General features: G+C 39.4%; 15 protein-coding genes. 2 read left to right on the forward strand and 13 right to left on the reverse strand.

Going from position 1 to position 18,718, the window contains the following annotated elements; translation table 11 throughout:
• Positions 1-15: 15 nt before the first annotated feature.
• From B7720_RS08760 to gyrA, 5 genes are all read right to left on the reverse strand, one after another.
• On the reverse strand, positions 16-1,296 hold the full coding sequence (locus tag B7720_RS08760; RefSeq protein WP_042902178.1) for an O-acetylhomoserine aminocarboxypropyltransferase/cysteine synthase family protein: 1,281 nt from the start codon (positions 1,294-1,296) through the stop codon (positions 16-18).
• Positions 1,297-1,490: 194 nt separating this feature from the next.
• Complete coding sequence (locus tag B7720_RS08765; protein WP_084857595.1) at positions 1,491-4,013, reverse strand: Spaf_1101 family AAA-like ATPase; 2,523 nt, start codon at positions 4,011-4,013, stop codon at positions 1,491-1,493.
• A gap of 330 nt (positions 4,014-4,343) precedes the next feature.
• Positions 4,344-5,141 carry a formate/nitrite transporter family protein gene (locus tag B7720_RS08770; RefSeq protein ID WP_084857597.1) on the reverse strand — a complete coding sequence of 266 codons (798 nt, stop codon included), beginning with the start codon at positions 5,139-5,141 and terminating at the stop codon, positions 4,344-4,346.
• Between the two features lie 198 nt (positions 5,142-5,339).
• A complete protein-coding gene (locus B7720_RS08775; RefSeq protein WP_084857599.1) occupies positions 5,340-6,095 on the reverse strand; it encodes a class A sortase in 756 nt (251 codons plus the stop codon).
• On the reverse strand, positions 6,095-8,563 hold the full coding sequence (gyrA, locus tag B7720_RS08780) for a DNA gyrase subunit A (RefSeq protein ID WP_084857601.1): 2,469 nt from the start codon (positions 8,561-8,563) through the stop codon (positions 6,095-6,097). Before gyrA ends, B7720_RS08775 begins: the two co-directional genes overlap by 1 nt.
• A 193-nt stretch (positions 8,564-8,756) precedes the next feature.
• On the opposite strand from gyrA, the gene B7720_RS08785 reads away from it, so the two are divergent.
• Positions 8,757-9,743 carry an L-lactate dehydrogenase gene (locus B7720_RS08785; protein ID WP_000204719.1) on the forward strand — a complete coding sequence of 329 codons (987 nt, stop codon included), beginning with the start codon at positions 8,757-8,759 and terminating at the stop codon, positions 9,741-9,743.
• A 122-nt stretch (positions 9,744-9,865) separates the two neighbouring features.
• Here the strand turns inward: B7720_RS08785 and B7720_RS08790 are convergent, their stop codons facing one another.
• The gene (locus B7720_RS08790) at positions 9,866-10,141 is read right to left on the reverse strand and encodes an HU family DNA-binding protein (RefSeq protein ID WP_001284636.1); all 276 of its coding nucleotides are present in this window, start codon (positions 10,139-10,141) and stop codon (positions 9,866-9,868) included.
• Between the two features lie 107 nt (positions 10,142-10,248).
• A complete protein-coding gene (locus tag B7720_RS08795; RefSeq protein ID WP_084857603.1) occupies positions 10,249-11,085 on the reverse strand; it encodes a DegV family protein in 837 nt (278 codons plus the stop codon).
• 141 nt (positions 11,086-11,226) lie between these two features.
• Here B7720_RS08795 and B7720_RS08800 point away from each other — a divergent pair, with 141 nt between their 5' ends.
• A complete protein-coding gene (locus B7720_RS08800) occupies positions 11,227-12,075 on the forward strand; it encodes a YitT family protein (RefSeq protein WP_044020617.1) in 849 nt (282 codons plus the stop codon).
• A 22-nt stretch (positions 12,076-12,097) separates the two neighbouring features.
• Here B7720_RS08800 and B7720_RS08805 read toward each other — a convergent pair whose 3' ends face one another.
• The 6 genes from B7720_RS08805 to sufD all read right to left on the reverse strand — a co-directional run bounded on the left by B7720_RS08805 (position 12,098) and on the right by sufD (position 18,693).
• Positions 12,098-13,495, reverse strand: a complete 1,398-nt coding sequence (locus B7720_RS08805) for an APC family permease (protein ID WP_084857605.1) — start codon at positions 13,493-13,495, stop codon at positions 12,098-12,100.
• Positions 13,496-13,707: 212 nt separating this feature from the next.
• Positions 13,708-14,277: a hypothetical protein gene (locus B7720_RS08810; protein ID WP_084857608.1), complete on the reverse strand. Its 570-nt coding sequence runs from the start codon at positions 14,275-14,277 to the stop codon at positions 13,708-13,710.
• Positions 14,278-14,296: 19 nt separating this feature from the next.
• Positions 14,297-15,709 (reverse strand): Fe-S cluster assembly protein SufB, encoded by a 1,413-nt coding sequence (gene sufB, locus B7720_RS08815; RefSeq protein ID WP_000797056.1) that lies wholly within the window; start codon positions 15,707-15,709, stop codon positions 14,297-14,299.
• A gap of 57 nt (positions 15,710-15,766) precedes the next feature.
• Complete coding sequence (sufU, locus tag B7720_RS08820; RefSeq protein WP_084857611.1) at positions 15,767-16,207, reverse strand: Fe-S cluster assembly sulfur transfer protein SufU; 441 nt, start codon at positions 16,205-16,207, stop codon at positions 15,767-15,769.
• On the reverse strand, positions 16,194-17,420 hold the full coding sequence (locus tag B7720_RS08825; RefSeq protein WP_084857613.1) for a cysteine desulfurase: 1,227 nt from the start codon (positions 17,418-17,420) through the stop codon (positions 16,194-16,196). Before B7720_RS08825 ends, sufU begins: the two co-directional genes overlap by 14 nt.
• A gap of 10 nt (positions 17,421-17,430) precedes the next feature.
• A complete protein-coding gene (gene sufD, locus B7720_RS08830) occupies positions 17,431-18,693 on the reverse strand; it encodes a Fe-S cluster assembly protein SufD (RefSeq protein ID WP_084857615.1) in 1,263 nt (420 codons plus the stop codon).
• Positions 18,694-18,718 lie beyond the last annotated feature (25 nt).

Raw genomic sequence — 18,718 nt, forward strand, 5'->3', positions numbered from 1 at the left:
TTTATATCTTTTACTTTAAATTTTTTCCAAGGCTAAGCGCAAATCTTCAATCAAATCCTCTACATTTTCAAGACCGATCGACAAGCGGATTTGGTTGGGTGTGATACCAGCTGCTTCTAGATCTTTTTCTGACAACTGACCGTGAGTGGTTGTCGCAGGATGGACCACAAGGGATTTGGCATCTGCTACGTTTGCAAGGTCAGAGAAGATTTCCAAATTATCAATCACCTTGCGAGCTTCTGCTTCTCCACCTTTGACATGGAAGGTAAAGATTGAACCAACACCTTTTGGCAAATATTTCTCAGCCAAGGCATGATAAGGACTGTCTGCAAGTTTTGGATAGTTGACTTTTTCAACCTTAGGATGGTTGACAAGGAAATCAACAATTTTCTCTGCATTTTGAACATGGCGTTCGACACGAAGAGAGAGAGTTTCAAGCCCTTGGAGCAAGAGAAAGGCATTAAATGGCGACAAGGCAGCACCTGTATCACGGAGCAATTGAACACGAACAGCGATAATAAAGGCTGCTGCACCCACATCACGAGTATAGCTCAAGTTATGGTAACTTGGGTCTTCCTCAACAAATTGAGGGAACTTCCCTGAAGCTGCCCAGTCAAAACGACCACTATCGACAATCACTCCTCCAATAGTCGTACCATGTCCACCAATAAACTTAGTTGCTGAGTGAATGGCAATATCTACACCGTGAGAGAAGACGTTAATCAAATATGGTGTGGCAAAAGTATTGTCCGAAACGAGAGGAATCTGGTGTTTATGAGCAATCTCAGCCAATTTTTCCAAGTCAGGAATGTTAATCAAGGGATTCCCCAAGGTTTCAATCAAGACAAGCTTGGTATTGTCATTGATAGCTGCTTCTACTTCTTCCAAATTATCCACATCCACAAAAGTAGTTGTGATCCCATAACGAGGAAGGGTTTCCTTCAAGAGGTTGAAGGTCCCACCGTAAATAGTTGACGCCGCTACCACATGGTCACCTGCGTGAGCAAGCGCCAAAATAGTGTAGGTTACAGCAGCCATTCCTGATGCTGTCGCTAGTGCTCCAACACCACCTTCAAGAGCAGCGATTCTTTCTTCAAATGCCGCTGTTGTAGGGTTGGTAATACGAGTATAAATGTTCCCTGGTTTTCTCAAGGCAAACAAATCGGCACCTTCTTGCGTGTCATCAAAAACAAAGGATGTTGTTTGATAAATCGGTACTGCACGAGACTTGGTCGCTGGATCAACTACTTGCCCAGCATGTAATTGTAGAGTTTCAAATTTAAAATCACGAGTCATATGACGACCTCCAAATAGCTTCATTAGGGATATTGTATCATCTTGGGCTAGTCTTTTCCAATACCGTTTTTCTATATTTTGATATAAGGAACAACTATGACTAGTCTTACACATCAAACAAAAAAGCACGATTCGACTGATTTTCCAATATCATTAACTTTCCGAAAAATAAGTCTTTTTCTGAAAATTATATGCTAAGCATTTTTAAGTTTATTTATATCAATTACACGCTTGTATATTTTTACCTTATGTTCAAACGATTCTTTGCCACCTTCAAGATAGTTTACTATGTGTTTTTTGATTTTATCTTCACTTGGATATCCGCTCTGTTCTACCCAGCCATGTTCTCCATCTGATTCCATCAAAATAACTAAATCAGACATTGCATTTGTTACTATTGTAGCATTGTGAGTTGCTATAATGATCTGACGTTTAGCTTTAACATCTCGCAATATTTGCACCAAATTATTGTAAATATACCTTGAATCTAGATTATCCTCTGGTTGGTCTATAAGCAATGGTCGATTATCGTTTGTGAATTCTGAATAGGCAAGAATAAAATCAAGCATGGCAACAACTTTCTGCCCTAAACTTAAATGTACTACTTCTTTAAAAATTGTTTTCTTATTCCCATCCGTCACTTTAGAATTAATATTAAATTCCAGAGATAATTTTTCACAATTATTATAAACATCTTCTAAATATTGCTTAATCAAATTAATATCCACATTATTCCATAGTTCAATAATTTCACTCAGCAATATATCATCCACTTCTTTTAGAGAAATATCATTTTTCAACCTACTGTTTTGAGCAAATTTTTTAATTGAATATTCACTTTTGAGATTACCACTATTCATTATAGTAACAAAAGTTTTAAAATCGCTTCTATCAAAAATCATTGAAAAATAATCGATAATCTCTCGATATGTCAAACGGTAGCCTTTAAAAGAATTTTCTAAATTTTTCCCTTCAGGGAAGAACCAAACATAAAAATTTTCAGGTAATACAAAGTTTTTTTGCTGACTATATAATATTTTTAACTTTTCTGATTGGGTATCATTAAATGGATTTATAAGTGATAATATTTTATTTTTCTGCTTTTTTAATTGCTTATTTTGATCTAGAATGAAATGTTCGATTTCACCAACGGAAGATATTTTTCTAGATATTTGATATTTTTTTATCTCCCTTTTATCTTTAGCAATTACTCCAAACAAATAATCACTTATTCCATCATCACTAGCAATATTCACAAGTTCGTTTACTGAATACCTATTATCAAACATTTGTTCAATTAAACGTAATTTCTTTTGTTTAGTAACTTTACTAATTTGGTCATTCTCTCGAACTTCATATATTGATAAATATTTTTCTCTAATTTTATCCCCTAGTCGACTTTTATAATACCAAAATTTTGATGTAGATTTTGTCTTAACTCCAAATGTTTCATATATATCTTCTCCATTCTTCTGAGTAGGTAAATTTAATTCAATAAGATACTCTTTCTTTGACATCTCATATAAAATATAAACTTTTGAGTGCCTAGAAAGAAATTCAAATTTCTGTTCCGTATCAGCTTTTTGTGACAACACAAATTGAATCAAATCTAAAATAGTACTCTTTCCAGTTCCCCTTCCTCCAATTAAACAATTTAATGACTCCGAAAATTTAATGACAAATTCCGAATTATTCTTTAACAGATATGAGTTATTAAGGGGTGGTAAATAAATTCCACGTATCGCTTTCGTCTTGCTAATTTCTGGATTGCTTAGCTCAATTGATACATCATATTCTGATAAAGCCTCTCGAAGTTGGTCATAGTTCCTTTTACTAAATTTTATCCACATCGGATTAATAGAATGATCCTCAATGTAATGAGAATCATTATCAAGAACAAATGCTGGTGTTCTCTTTTTTAAATATGCTTTAAGATAGCTATTGATATTATCTATTTTATCAAGATTCGATACCCCTATGAATTGAGTATAAGCAATTGAAAAAAGTTTTTTCTTGTAAGCATTAGAAAAATGCCCCTCTTTAAATAAATCTGAACTATTTATATGAGCTATATAAGCAAAACAATTTTCATCGATAAATTTCTCCAATACTTCCAAACTCGCCTTAAAAGACCCTTCCTTGATACTCATTAGATTAAAGTTAAGCCATTTTTGAATGAAATTAGTTTTACTGTCAGGAAAAGCTACCAGAACATGCACCTTATCTGCACAAGAAATTTCCACTCCGTTTATTACCTCAATATATTCTTTACTTTTATTCTGAAATAAATCAGACACTAATTTAATAGCTGTCTTTAATTTTTCTATACCTGATATAGTATTATGGTCCGAGACTACAACAACCGATATATTTTCATTGTAAAGACTTTGAGCAAGAGTTAAAAAGGCAACTTGTTCTTTTTCGCTATTGAATCCATTCATAAAATAGTTTCCATATAAAACCTTTTCTCCTTTAGCTGTTTGAAGCAAGTCTTTTGGAAATATTTTTTGATTTCTAATCTCTGTAATATAGTCATCAATAGTTAAATTATTCCAATCATTCTCTGGCAAGTCTTTCCATTTTTTAAATAGTCTATAATCATGAGATTCTGGAGTATGTACATGAAACAAGGTCTTACGGTAACTACCAAATTTATTTTTTTCGCCACGAATTGTCTTATATGCTCGTTCTGCTTCTAAGTTAATTTTTTTGCTCATCTATTTCCCTCCTTTAGCAGTTCTCAATATATCAATGACTTATCTAGAATATTTTTATTCTATTATTGCCTATTAATAAATTCAATATCATATGTGCCTTTTGTGCCATATTTTTCTCCTTTCGCTTTACAATCGGCTTGAACACCTTTATTGTATCGCGTTTGGAGTTTTTTGGTATAACCTTCGACGCACACCCGCATAGCGGGTGGTTTATTTGTCTCGCTCCTAACGGAGCGAGACGGACTAATAGTCACATAATAAAACACCCCAAAAGTCAGATTTTTTCTGTCTAACTTTTGGGGTGCAGGTCATTGGCTCGTGCTTTTTTATTTAATCTACATAAGTATCTTCATTTTTATTGAGGAAGGCGTATGGTAATCCGATCAAGAGACCGCCCCCAATGAGGTTCCCAATAAAGGTCACACCCCAGTGTCGAAGAATATTAGGTATGTCAAAGTTAGCAATTGAATCTGCTGCAACACTGAACTTAACAATCGCAAAAGAAGCAAAGTTCGCAGCAATGTGTTCGTTTGTTAAGAATACAAACATGTAAATTGCTGACAAAACAAGCCAAAGTTTGGCTCCACCATCTTTCACCAAAACAAATGAAAGAATGGCAATGTTTACAAAGATATTGGCTAAAATACCTTCAAGTAAGACTAGCTCATTGGAACGACCTAACTTCATCTCTACAACCCCTGAAATGAAGCTATCATGTGTTAGATTTGCATAGGCTGCTGAGTGGGCAAAGCCCCAACCTGCTATCAAAGCTCCGATAAGGTTGAACAAGGTACAGTAAAGTAAAATCTCAGCTGTTTTTCTCCATGAAATTTTTTTCAAGAAACTACCAGCTGTCAAAAACATCATATTCGAAGTTACCAGCTCAGCATTCAAGAAAACAATATAGGCCAATCCCCAAGCAAAAACAAATGGGAAGAGAAAACGTCCACTACCTGGAGCGATCTTATTAATCAAGTCAGCCCCAACTGCACCTGCAGCCGTACTAAATGTTAAAAAGGCACCTGCAAACATGGAACGAATCGCATACTTAAATTTACTTTGGCTATAAAGACTTTCTTTCTTCTTACAAGCAAATTCAATCTTTGAAATAAATTCTGAAGAGACCATAAAAAACTCCTAAACTTTTATTTGTGATAATTATAACATAATTCTTGTTTTCTAGAAAGCGTTTTCTGTAAAATTCTAAAATATTTATCTTAAAAATCTTTATCCTAAGTCTTCTTATCCTTTTTCATACGAACTATTTTGATTCTATTTGTTGACACAAAAAACCAGTGAAATAGCACTTCACTGGTTCATTCATTCTTAATAACGTTGTCTATACGGTTGATTAAAGGCCTTCAAAATATCCTCAGAAGTCTCAGAATAAGCCTTTGATTCTTTAAAGATTCCTTTGACGATTATACGTTCAGTCGCATTATAATCAACACAGGTAACCAAAGTAATCTCCTTTACACCATCACGATCTTCGATTTCATCTACACGGTCTGGTGTAACACGTTTAACTTCTGTAATCTCATAAGTATAAACTTTATCCTTATCCGTCAGGTAAATTTTCATACCTGCTTTGGCATTGACCAAAGGTGAGAAGAGCATTTGACTGGCATTTTCAGCAGTAAAGATATGGTGACTAGCTAGAGAATAGTTCCCTTCTCCCATTCTTTGGTCAGGTTTCATAGTCCCTGCCCCATAGAACAGGTTTACATTATCCAAACCTTTAAAAATCGGTAAGTTTATCTCCACTTCGGGAATAGCAATACCTCCAATAACGGGAAGTTTCTGAGCATCCCATTGTGAAGCCAATACAGCTTCGGATGAAATAGACTTAACAGAGTCAAAATCAAAATTCCCTTCGGTTTTTAGATTTTCATCTATATTTTCCTTAGTGACTTGATTGACTTGGTATTTATTGGTATTCCAGACCAAAAAGATATCGCGAATCTTTGAATTAAAAATCAAGGCTAGGGAAAGAAGAATTAAGAAACCCGCTAAAATATTGATAAATAGATTTCTGCGCTTATTTTTCTTACTCTTTTTATTTTTCGTTTTTTTATGAGACATTATTCTGCACCTTCTGTTTCAATTTCAGTCCCAACTTCTTCTTTTTCTGCCGCAGCAACCGTTGTAAAGGTCACAATCTTGGCATCTTGGTCTAGACGCATCACCTTAACTCCCATAGTTGAGCGTCCTGTTTGTGAAATATTGGCAACGTTTGTTCGAATCATGACCCCTGTATCCGTGATAATCATCAGGTCTTCATCCCCCTTAACAGTGAGGAGACCTGCCAGAGGACCATTCTTCTCAGCAACATTGGCTGTCTTCATCCCTTTACCGCCACGGCCTTTAGTAGGGTATTCAGTAGCAAGTGTACGTTTACCATAACCTTTTTCAGTGATGATAAGGACCTCATCCTGATCAGTGATGACACTAGCACCAACTACAGTATCTCCTTCACGAAGGTTAACTCCTCGGACACCTGTCGCGATACGGCTCATGCCACGAACAGCTGACTGATTAAAGCGAACAGCATAACCAAACTTGGTACCAATGATGATATCGGTATCTTCTTCTGTCAGCAAGACATTGATTAATTCATCCTCATCCTTGAGATTCAAGGCTTTAAGTCCATTTTGACGAATATTTGCAAATTCTTTGACACTGGTTCTCTTCACAATACCGTGACGAGTTGTAAAGAAGAGATAGGCGTCATCACTACGTTCAGACTCAACGTTGATGATGGTCTGAATGCTCTCACCTTCGTCCAACTTCAATAGATTGACAACAGGCAAGCCCTTAGCAGTACGACCGTATTCAGGGATTTCATAACCTTTTAGTCGATATACGCGTCCTTTATTGGTAAAGAAGAGCAAATGATCATGGGTGCTGGTTGAAACCAATTCACGCACAAAGTCATCATCCTTAACTCCCGTACCTTGGACTCCTCGACCACCACGTTTTTGAGCAGTAAACTCACCTTGGTCCAAACGTTTGATATAGCCCTTGTTAGATAGGGTAATCAAGACATCCGTTTCTTCAATCAAATCTTCATCTTCAAGAGTTAAGACTTCTCCGATCATCAACTCCGTACGACGCTTGTCTCCAAACTTGCGTTTGACTTCGTCCAATTCCTCTTTGATAATTTGCGCCACGCGCTCAGGTTTGGCAAGAATATCAGCCAAATCTGCAATCAAGGCAATCAATTCATCATATTCAGACTGAATCTTATCACGTTCCAATCCTGTCAAACGACGAAGACGCATATCAAGGATAGCTTGACTTTGACGTTCAGAAAGCTTGAACTTGCTCATCAGCTCAGCTTGCGCTTCCGCATCTGTTTTACTGGCACGAATGATACGAATCACTTCGTCGATATGGTCAAGTGCAATTAAAAGACCTTCTAAGATGTGCGCACGCGCTTCTGCTTTTTCCTTGTCAAAACGAGTACGGCGAACAACCACTTCTTTTTGGTGTTCGATATAAGCATCCAAAATTTGACGAAGGGACAAGATTTTTGGCACACCATTTTGAATCGCCAACATGTTGAAACCAAAGTTAGTTTGCATCTGGGTCATCTTGAAGAGGTTGTTAAGGATAACGTTGGCAGACGCGTCGCGTTTAACCTCTATTACAAAGCGAACGCCTTCACGGTTGGACTCATCACGTACAGCTGTAATGCCCTCAATTCGTTTTTCCTGAACCAAGCGAACAATATGCTCATGTACCTTGGTTTTATTAACCATATAAGGGAATTCCGTTACAACGATGCGCTCCCGACCCGTCTTAGTGGTTTCAATCTCTGTACGAGAACGAAGGACAATGGAACCTTTACCAGTCTCATAAGCCTTATGAATACCTGATTTCCCCATAACAAGAGCACCAGTCGGAAAATCTGGACCAGGCAAGACTTCCATCAAGTCCTTAGTCGTCACTTCAGGATTATCCATAACCAACTTCACTGCATCAATGGTTTCACCTAGGTTGTGAGGAGGAATGTTGGTAGCCATCCCTACGGCAATCCCAGTTGCCCCATTGACCAAAAGGTTTGGAAAACGAGCTGGCAAAACCAAGGGTTCACGTTCATTGGCATCGTAGTTGTCTACGAAATCAACCGTGTTTTTATTGATGTCACGAAGCATTTCCAGAGCAATCTTGCTCATACGTGCCTCAGTATAACGCTGTGCGGCTGCACCATCCCCGTCCATAGAACCAAAGTTTCCATGCCCATCAACGAGCATGTAACGATAGCTCCACCACTGGGCCATACGAACCATAGCCTCATAAATAGACGAGTCTCCGTGAGGGTGGTATTTACCCATAACATCCCCTGTAATACGGGCTGATTTTTTATGGGGTTTGTCTGGAGTAACACCTAGTTCATTCATTCCGTATAGAATACGACGGTGAACTGGTTTTAAGCCATCTCGAACATCAGGAAGAGCACGCGCTACGATAACACTCATGGCGTAGTCGATAAAGCTGGTCTTCATCTCCTTTGTCAGATTGACATTCACTAAATTTCTATCCTGCATTCATAAATGCCTCATTTCACTATTAGTAATTAGATATATTATACCATAATTTGTCCTTCATTTCAGTCTTTGGAAATCACTAAAACGTTTACATCGATAACCGAATAGAATATTCGTGACAAAGCTTTTTAAAAGTGATAGAATGAAAGTGTCTGGGGATTCCCCTAAAAAAAATGAAGGAGATGTTTAGATAATGACTTCAACTAAACAACACAAAAAAGTGATCCTTGTTGGTGACGGTGCCGTAGGTTCATCTTACGCTTTCGCACTTGTTAACCAAGGAATTGCACAAGAGCTTGGAATTATCGAAATTCCTCAATTACACGAAAAAGCTGTAGGTGATGCGCTTGACCTTAGCCACGCCCTTGCCTTCACTTCACCTAAAAAAATCTACGCTGCTCAATACGCTGACTGTGCAGACGCTGACCTTGTTGTGATCACTGCAGGTGCTCCTCAAAAACCAGGTGAAACTCGTCTTGACCTTGTAGGTAAAAATTTGGCTATCAACAAATCAATCGTAACACAAGTTGTTGAATCAGGTTTCGATGGTATCTTCCTTGTTGCAGCTAACCCAGTTGACGTTTTGACTTACTCAACTTGGAAATTCTCTGGATTCCCTAAAGAACGTGTTATCGGTTCAGGTACTTCACTTGACTCAGCACGTTTCCGTCAAGCACTTGCTGAAAAATTGGATGTTGATGCTCGTTCAGTTCACGCCTACATCATGGGTGAACACGGAGATTCTGAATTTGCGGTTTGGTCACATGCCAACATCGCTGGTGTAAACCTTGAAGAATTCCTTAAAGATACTCAAAACGTTCAAGAATCTGAATTGATTGAATTGTTCGAAGGTGTTCGTGACGCTGCTTACACAATCATTAACAAAAAAGGAGCTACATACTACGGTATCGCTGTAGCACTTGCTCGTATCACAAAAGCAATCCTTGATGACGAAAATGCAGTACTTCCACTTTCAGTATTCCAAGAAGGTCAATACGGTGTTAAAAACGTCTTTATCGGTCAACCAGCTGTTGTTGGTGCGCACGGTATCGTTCGTCCAGTAAACATCCCATTAAACGATGCTGAAACTCAAAAAATGCAAGCATCAGCTAAAGAATTGCAAGCTATCATCGATGAAGCATGGAAAAACCCTGAATTCCAAGCAGCTTCTAAAAACTAATGAAAAGAAGGTTCTCATCCATGGGGACCTTTTTCTTTTTGCCCCCAAAATACCCCAAATCAACAAAAAAAGCCTATCGACCAAGCAATGAAGCTTGATACAATAGGCTTTTTTTAAATTCATTATTTAACAGCGTCTTTAAGAGCTTTACCAGCTTTGAATGCTGGAACTTTAGAAGCTGCGATTTTGATTTCTTTACCAGTTTGTGGGTTGCGACCTTTACGTGCAGCACGCTCACGAACTTCAAAGTTACCGAAACCGATCAATTGAACTTTTTCACCAGCTGCAAGGTATTCAGTTACTGCTGCAAATACAGCGTCAACTGCTGCTGCTGAATCTTTCTTAGTCAATTCTGTAGCTTCTGCTACTTTAGCGATCAAATCTTGTTTGTTTGCCATGTTAACAAATCCTCCAAATAATTTCTAATTAACAAATATAATCATATCCTAAAATCGACTATAGGTCAAGTCAAAAACACTATTTTGACCATTTTTTCTCTATTTTTTTAGGAATTGTAGCGAATTAGAATCGCCCAAGCATTCTCTCCAGTATGAGTTTGAATAATAGAGCCAGTTTCCAATACAGAGATTGGTTTCTCAACATAAGGTTGCAATAATGCCTTCATCTCATTCGCCAATTCGTTCGTTCCAGCGTAGGAAATTCCAATCTCTGCAACTGATTTTTGGGAAAGAGTATTGGTTAATTCCTCAAGCCACTTTTTGAAAGTTTTCGTTCCACGTCCTTTGACGATTGGTTGGAGTTCGTGGTTTTTCATCTGCATTACTACACGAATATTCAAGAGTGAGCTTAGTAATCCTGTCACACGTCCAATACGACCACCCTTAACTAAGTTTTCTAGCGTCGAAACACCGATATAAAGTTCTGTATGATTTTTGACGTCCTCTACATGAGCTAAGATCGTTTCTAAATCTTTACCTTCTTTAGCAAGTTTTGCGGCTTCAACAACTTGGAACTTCATTGCTTGATCTGTAAAAGAACTATCAATAACCGTTACATCAGCAGTTGAGAGGCTGGCCCCTTGGCGAGCAGCTTCTACAGTTCCAGACAAGGCATGGGACATGTGAATGGCGATAATTTGACTGCCATCTTTACCTAGTTCTTCAAAGACCTCAGCAAACACTCCTACAGGTGGCTGGCTTGTTTTAGGCAGATTCTTACTTTGTTGCATAAGATGAAGGAATTCTCCCTCTTTCAAATCTGCATCCGAATAAAGCACACTATCAATCATAACTGATAGAGGGACAACAGTGATATTTAATTCTTTAACTACTTCTGGTTCGATAGTAACAGAAGAGTCCGTTACAATTTTTACTTGTGTCATAATTCAATCTTTCTATTCTTCTCGATAGGATTGGGATTTTCTCCTTTATTATATCAAAAAAATGATAAAAAATCATAAGTGATCCGATGAAAAGAACTGAATTTTTGGTATAATCTATCTATAGAAAAGTGAGGAACAGCCATGATTCGAAAACTTCAACCGATTATCACTATTATTTTTGGAGCTGCTATCTATGCCTTCGGTCTTACCTACTTTGTTGTTCCTTATCATTTATTTGAGGGTGGGGCGACAGGTATTACCTTGATTACCTACTATCTCTTTAAGATTCCTGTCTCATTGATGAACCTCTTGATTAATATCCCTTTATTTATCCTGGCTTGGAAGATATTTGGACCTAAGACCCTCTACTCCAGCCTTCTAGGATCTATTTCACTTTCCGTTTGGCTAGCAATCTTTGAGCGCATTCCTTTGCACATCGACTTGCAAGGGGATCTCATCATTGTCGCTTTAGTCTCAGGTGTCTTACTAGGAGTTGGTTTAGGAATTATCTTTAATGCTGGTGGAACCACTGGTGGCTCTGATATCGTTGCCCGTATCCTCAACAAATACACCAATATTTCGATTGGGAAATTGCTTTTTGGGATTGACTTTTTTATCCTAATGTTGATTTTGATTATCTTCCAGGACCTTCGTCTAGTTACCTATACCCTCTTGTTTGACTTTATCATCGCTCGTGTTATCGACTTGATAGGCGAAGGAGGTTATGCTGGTAAAGGATTTATGATTATTACCCAATATCCTGATCAATTGGCCAAAGAGATTAACGATGAACTCGGACGTGGCGTTACCTTTATATCTGGTCAAGGCTACTACAGCAAAAAGGATTTAAAAATTATCTACTGTATCGTCGGTCGAAACGAAATCGTTAAAATGAAAGATATGATTCACAAAATTGACCCTCAAGCCTTTATCACCATCACTGAGGCTCATGAAATTCTGGGTGAAGGATTTACTTATGTGAAAGATTAAAAAAGCTGGGAATTCCCAGCTTTTATTCTTCTTCTGCGAGGGTTGAATGGCGGAACCCGTAAGTAAAGTAAATGACTAGACCAACTAAAAGAGCAATGCCAAAGGCAATCCAGGTATCTAGACTATATTGAAGCATAAAGGAAACACAGATAAGAATGGAAAGAATTGGTAAAAGTGGCACCAAGGGAGTTTTAAACTCTCCCTCTTTTGGCATACCCTTATCCTTTCTGAGTTTTATTATTCCGTAGGCTAACAAAATCAGATAAGCTAGCGTACAAATATTTAAGAAGGCTGCAATACTAGCTAGAGGAAACACTCCTGCAGCAATAGCTGAAGCAACTCCTGTTAAGAGGGTTGCATTTTTAGGAACACGACTAGTCTTGCTTAATTGTTTGAAACTTTGGGGTAAAAGTCCATCACGTGCTAAACTATAAATCATCCGAGACAAAGCGTAAGTCATGGAGATACATACGGTTATCAGGGTTAGAATGGCTACAAGCGAAACATAATTTGCCGCCCAGCCGATACCAATACTCCGTAATGAAAATGCTACTGCATCGTCCACATTGAGCTTACTGTAGTGAACAATCCCTGTCAATACTAAGGTTACCAAAGCATAGAGAATGGTGACGATTGTCAGAGAAAGGACGATTCCGCGGGGAATATTTTTTTGCGGACTTTGAATTTCATCAACTGCCATGGAAATAGACTCAAATCCGAGAAATCCAAAGAACATCAAAGATGCACCCGCCATAATACCAGTACTTCCACCATATAGTTGACCAAAACCAAATGGAGCAAAATTCGTCCAATTTTCTGGCTTGATGTACCAAATACCAACTAGGATAAATAAGGCTAGAGCTGAGAATTTCAAGACCACTAAAAGCGAATTAAATCTCAAAGCTGCCTTAGAATTTAATAAAACCAATCCCGTTACCAACGTAAGTACTAAAATAGGCAGAAGATCGATATAGGTTCCCTGTTCAGGATTAAAGGTTCCATTCAAGGCTTGCGGCATGGAGATACCATAATTACTGAGCAATCCCTTAAAGTAAGCTGCCCAGCCAGACGCCACACCTGAAACAGCCGTCATGAATTCCATAATGGTCAACCAGCCAGCAATCCAGGCTGGCAATTCTCCCAAAATCGCATAGAGATAACTATAAGCACCCCCATTTGCGGGTACACGAGAGGCAAATTCTGCAAAAAAGAGAGCTGATAGAGAAACACACAGGGCAGAAATCACAATGGAAATCACTAGTGAGGGACCAGCTAGAGTAGCCGCTGCTGTTCCTGTAATGGTGAAAATCCCCGTCCCTACCATGGCACCGATTCCCAATAAAATCAAATCCCACAATTTCAAATGGCGACGCATCTCTGTCTGTCTCAGACTAACATCCTTGGTTCTAAAAATATTCATACTTCATCTCCACTAAATGTAATTGTTTTATTTTACCATATAAAAGCATTTTTGTGAATATTTATTAGGTTCTTTTTTGAAAAAAATCTGAACAGAAAGGATTCCTGTTCAGAATTTGCATTTTTACCCACTGATTCTTTCAATTTGTTACCTATCAAGCGAGTAAGCTCAACAGTATACTCCATTGAAAGTTTTTGGGGATTTGGGATTTTTTAAACTTCAAAGTAAGGGAAGGGACGGTCACTATCTAAAGGACGATTTGGAACTTCTTGTTCCAAAATAGCGCGCCAACCTGATACCAATTCTTCAAAAGTCAATTGGGCTTCTGGAGAAGCTGTTGTCAGCTTCCGACCAAACCAAGCCATGGTTGCAGTTTCAAACTGAAGCATAGCGTACTGGATTACTGGTACATTTGCCTCTTCATAATTTTCATTTACTGCACGCGCTACTTCTGCCGCTTGCGGAAGGAGTTGATTGCTGATTTTATCAACAACTGTCGCATCCATCTCTCTCCATGAAAGAAGTTGACCATTTACCTGATAAAAGAGCTCAAAGGTTTCTTGATTTTCTTTGAAATTAGTAAGAACAAAAGCACGTTCCACGGCTTCAGGACCACCAACGCCTTTTACAGCGTTTATCAAGAGGTTTTGTTCCATTTGTCGCCAATAATCATCTGCTTCTTCTGCTAAATCATTTGTAAACGGCGGAACAATTTCCTCAGCAGGAATTTCGCCTTTATTTGCTTTTTCGACATTACCGAATAATTTTTTTAAAAATCCCATTTGCTTCTCCTTTTTGGACTTATCCGACTGAACCTTCCATTTCATAGCTAATCAAGCGGTTCAGCTCAACTGCATATTCCATTGGAAGCTCTTTAGTGAAGGGTTCGACAAATCCCATGACAATCATCTCAGTAGCTTCAGATTCTGACAAACCACGACTCATGAGGTAGTATAGTTGTTCTTCTGAAATCTTAGATACCTTGGCTTCGTGTTCCAATGCAACTTGCGAGTTGTGAATTTCATTGAATGGGATGGTATCTGACGCTGATAAGTCATCCATGATAATGGTATCACACTCGATGTGAGAAACAGATTTCTTAGAGTTCTTGTTAAAGGTTACTTGTCCACGGTAGTCCACCTTTCCTCCGCCTTTAGCGATAGACTTAGACACGATAGACGAGCTTGTATGTGGGGCGTTGTGGATCATCTTAGCCCCCGTGTCTTGGTGTTGCCCTGCATTGGCAAAGGCGATAGAGAGCATGGTTCCACGCGCTCCTTCTCCATCAAGGTAAACAGACGGGTATTTCATGGTTGTTTTAGCACCCAAGTTTCCATCGATCCACTCAACAGTCGCATCTTTCAAGGCTTTGGCACGTTTTGTTACCAAGTTATAGACATTATCAGACCAGTTTTGAATGGTTGTATAACGCATATAAGCTCCGTCCAAAGCGAAAATTTCTACAATAGCAGCGTGCAAGCTGTTACTTGAATAAGTTGGCGCTGTACAGCCTTCTACGTAGTGGACACTCGCTCCTTCGTCAACAATAATCAAGGTACGTTCGAACTGACCTGTATTTTCGTTGTTGATACGGAAGTAAGTTTGAAGCGGGATATCTACCTTAACACCTTTTGGCACGTAGATAAAGGTTCCACCCGACCATACTGCAGAGTTGAGGGCTGCCAACTTGTTATCAGTCGGTGGTACCAACTTAGCGAAGTATTGTTTAAACAAGTCTGGGTATTCCTTGAGGGCAGAATCCGTATCTGTAAAGATAATACCCAATTTCTGGAACTCTTCCTTCATGTTATGGTAAACCACTTCTGACTCATACTGGGCAGAAGCTCCTGCTAGATAAGCACGTTCAGCTTCTGGAATACCGATACGTTCAAAGGTTTCTTTAATCTTTTCAGGTACATCATCCCAAGAACGGGCTGGTTTATCAGATGGTTTTTGGTAATAGATCAAGTCATCAAAGTCAATCTCTGACAAATCTGCTCCCCAGGTTTGCATAGGCATTTTTTTGAAGGTTTCATAAGACTTCAAACGGAATTCTAACATCCACTCAGGTTCTCCCTTAGCAGCTGATAATTCGCGAATGACTTCTTCGTTCAATCCTTTTCCTGTCGATAGGACAGGCTCTACATCGTCATGGAAACCAAATTTATATTCACCAAGGTCAATTGGTTTTGGTTCTACTCTTTCTTCAGCCATAATATCCTTTCTTTCATTCTTCATTTCTACTGATTCATAAGACAAAAGAAACTTGTCTTACTGTTTTTCTTGATTTTCAATTGTTTTCTTAAGGGCATTCCAAGCCAGAGTTGCACACTTGATTCGTTGTGGGAATTTGGCAACACCTGACAAGAAGGCACCATCCCCGAGTTGGTCTTGACGGTCATCCTTTTGACCTTGAACCATTTCAGAAAAGATGGTTGCAAGTTCTAGAATTTCTTGCTTGGTCTTCCCCAAAACAGCATCTGTCATCATACTAGCAGAGGCAGTTGAGATGGTACAACCTGAATTTAGAAAAGCAATATCTTCCAAACGGTCCTCTGCGTCAAACTTGACAGAGAGGTTGATGACATCCCCACAGGTTGGATTATTGAGGCTGATTTGCTCAGCATCTTCCAGCTTCCCTTGGTGATGTGGATTTTTCGAATGGTCTGCCACCACTGCCATATAAAGGCTATCTAGTTTAGAAAGTGCCATTGAAAAACTCCTTTGTCTTTTGTAGGGCATCGACTAGCTTGTCACAATCTGCCTTGGTATTGTAGATATAAAAACTTGCACGAGCTGTTGCTGGGACTTCCAAATACTGAAGCAAAGGTTGGGCGCAATGGTGACCAGCACGAACAGCCACTCCTTCATAATCCAGAGCCGTCGCAAGATCGTGGGGATGAAGATTCCCTAAGTTAAAAGCAATGACACCCGAACGTTGAGCCAAGTCCTGCGAACCATAAATGGTCAAACCTTCAATGGCCTGCAATTTTGGATAGACGTATGCAATCAATTCCTGTTCATGAGATTCAATGGCATCCATACCAATCTTTTCCAGATAATCCACTGCTGCAGCAAGTCCGATAGCACCTGCCATATTTGGCGTTCCAGCCTCAAATTTCCAAGGCAATTCCTTCCAACTAGCAGATTGCTCATAGACGAAATCAATCATCTCGCCACCAAACTCAACTGGTGACATTTGTTCCAGATACTTTTCTTTACCATAAAGAACACCGATGCCTGTAGGACCAGCCATCTTGTGACCTGAAAAGGCAAAGAAGTCCACATCCAAGTCCTGGACATCAATCTTCATATGAGGTGTAGACTGAGCACCATCCACCACCATAATAGCTCCAACTTGATGGGCTAATTGAGTGATTTCTTTGATAGGATTAACCACACCAAGGACATTAGAGGCGTGAGCTAGGGAGACAAACTTGACTTTATCAGTCAATTTAGCGCGCAAGTCATCCATATCCAGAGCTCCGTCCTTGAGATAAACATAGACAAGCTCTGCCCCAGTCTTGCGACAAGCTTCCTGCCATGGAATGATATTGGAATGATGTTCCATTACTGAGATCAAGACCTGGTCTCCCTCAGTCAGGATTTCCTCAGCGAAACGTGCCACCCAGTTAAGACTGGTCGTCGTTCCTCTGGTAAAGAGTACTTCCTTTGTAAAGCTTGCATTGATAAACTTACGAATGGTTTCACGAGCAGCTTCATAAGAAGCTGTTGCTCGCTCAGCTAAAGTATGGACACCACGGTGAACATTGGCATTTTCCTGCTCATAATAGCGGTTGATTGTTTCCAGAACTGCTAGTGGTTTTTGTGTCGTCGCAGCATTGTCCAGATAGACCAGAGGTTCATCGTTGACAATCTGGTCTAAAATTGGAAAATCCTTGCGAATCGCTTCTACATCTAACATAGGCTTCCCCTTAGCGTTTTGACAATTTTTCTTCGATAGTTGCAATCATTTCATCACGAACTTCTTTGACTGGAATCTCAACGATAACAGATCCAAGGAAACCACGAACAACCAAGCGCTCAGCAGTCGCCTTATCCAAGCCACGGCTCATGAGGTAGTACATATCTTCTGGATCCACCTGACCGATAGAAGCCGCGTGACCTGCAGTTACGTCATTTTCATCAATCAAAAGAATTGGGTTGGCATCTGAACGCGCTTGGTCTGAAAGCATGAGAACACGGCTTTCTTGTTGCGCATCTGCTCCCTTGGCACCCTTGATAATGTGGCCAATACCATTGAAGGTCAAGGTCGCTTTTTCAAGGATAACCCCATGTTGGAGGATATTTCCGATTGAGTTGCACCCATAGTTAGTCACTCGAGTATCAATCCCTTGAACCTGACGGCCACTTGAAAGAGCAACAACCTTAAGGTCTGCATGGCTACCATTTCCAATCAAATCACTATCAAAGTCAGCAACAACATTTCCTTCGTTCATGACACCGATAGCCCAGTCAATACTTGCATCGTTACCTAATTTACCTCGGCGGCTAATGTAGGCTGTGACGTTCTCACCTAGACGGTCAATCGCAGCAAACTTCACTTGCGCGCCTGAACGAGCAATCACTTCTACTGTGATATTAGCAGTTGCTTTGGCACTACCTTGGCCACGAGACTCAAGACGTTCAAGGTAGCTAATCTTACTATTCTTACCAGCGATGATGAGGATATGTTTGTTAAATGGCACATCGCTATCGCTATCTTGATAGAAAATTCCTTCGATTGGTTCAGCAATCTCAACATTATCAGGGATGTAGAGAACAGCACCACTGTTAAAATAAGCTGTGTGGTAGGCTGCCAACTTGTCATCGTCATACTTAACAGATGACATGAAGAATTCCTCGATAAGTTCGGGAATTTCTTCTAAAGCTGAGTGGAAGTCTGTAAAGATTACTCCTTGTTCAGCCAATTCAACTGGAGTTTGTTCAAAAACAGTCTGCGTTCCTACTTGCACCAACTTCAAGTGATTATCTAGAGCCGTGAAGTCAGGAACATTTGCTGAAGGTTCACTTTCTGTGATGGTTCCATCTCCCAGATTCCAACGGTGAAATTTGACACGCTCGATAACTGGTAATTCCAAACTCTCAATCTTATCAAAAGCTTTTTGACGGAGGTCAGCCAACCAGCTTGGTTCAGCGTGCATTTCTGAAAAAAGTTTAATATTCTCTTTAGTCATTTACTTCTCCTAAAAGATACGAGGG

This window comes from Streptococcus oralis subsp. oralis (assembly GCF_002096455.1).
Classification (GTDB): domain Bacteria; phylum Bacillota; class Bacilli; order Lactobacillales; family Streptococcaceae; genus Streptococcus; species Streptococcus oralis_CY.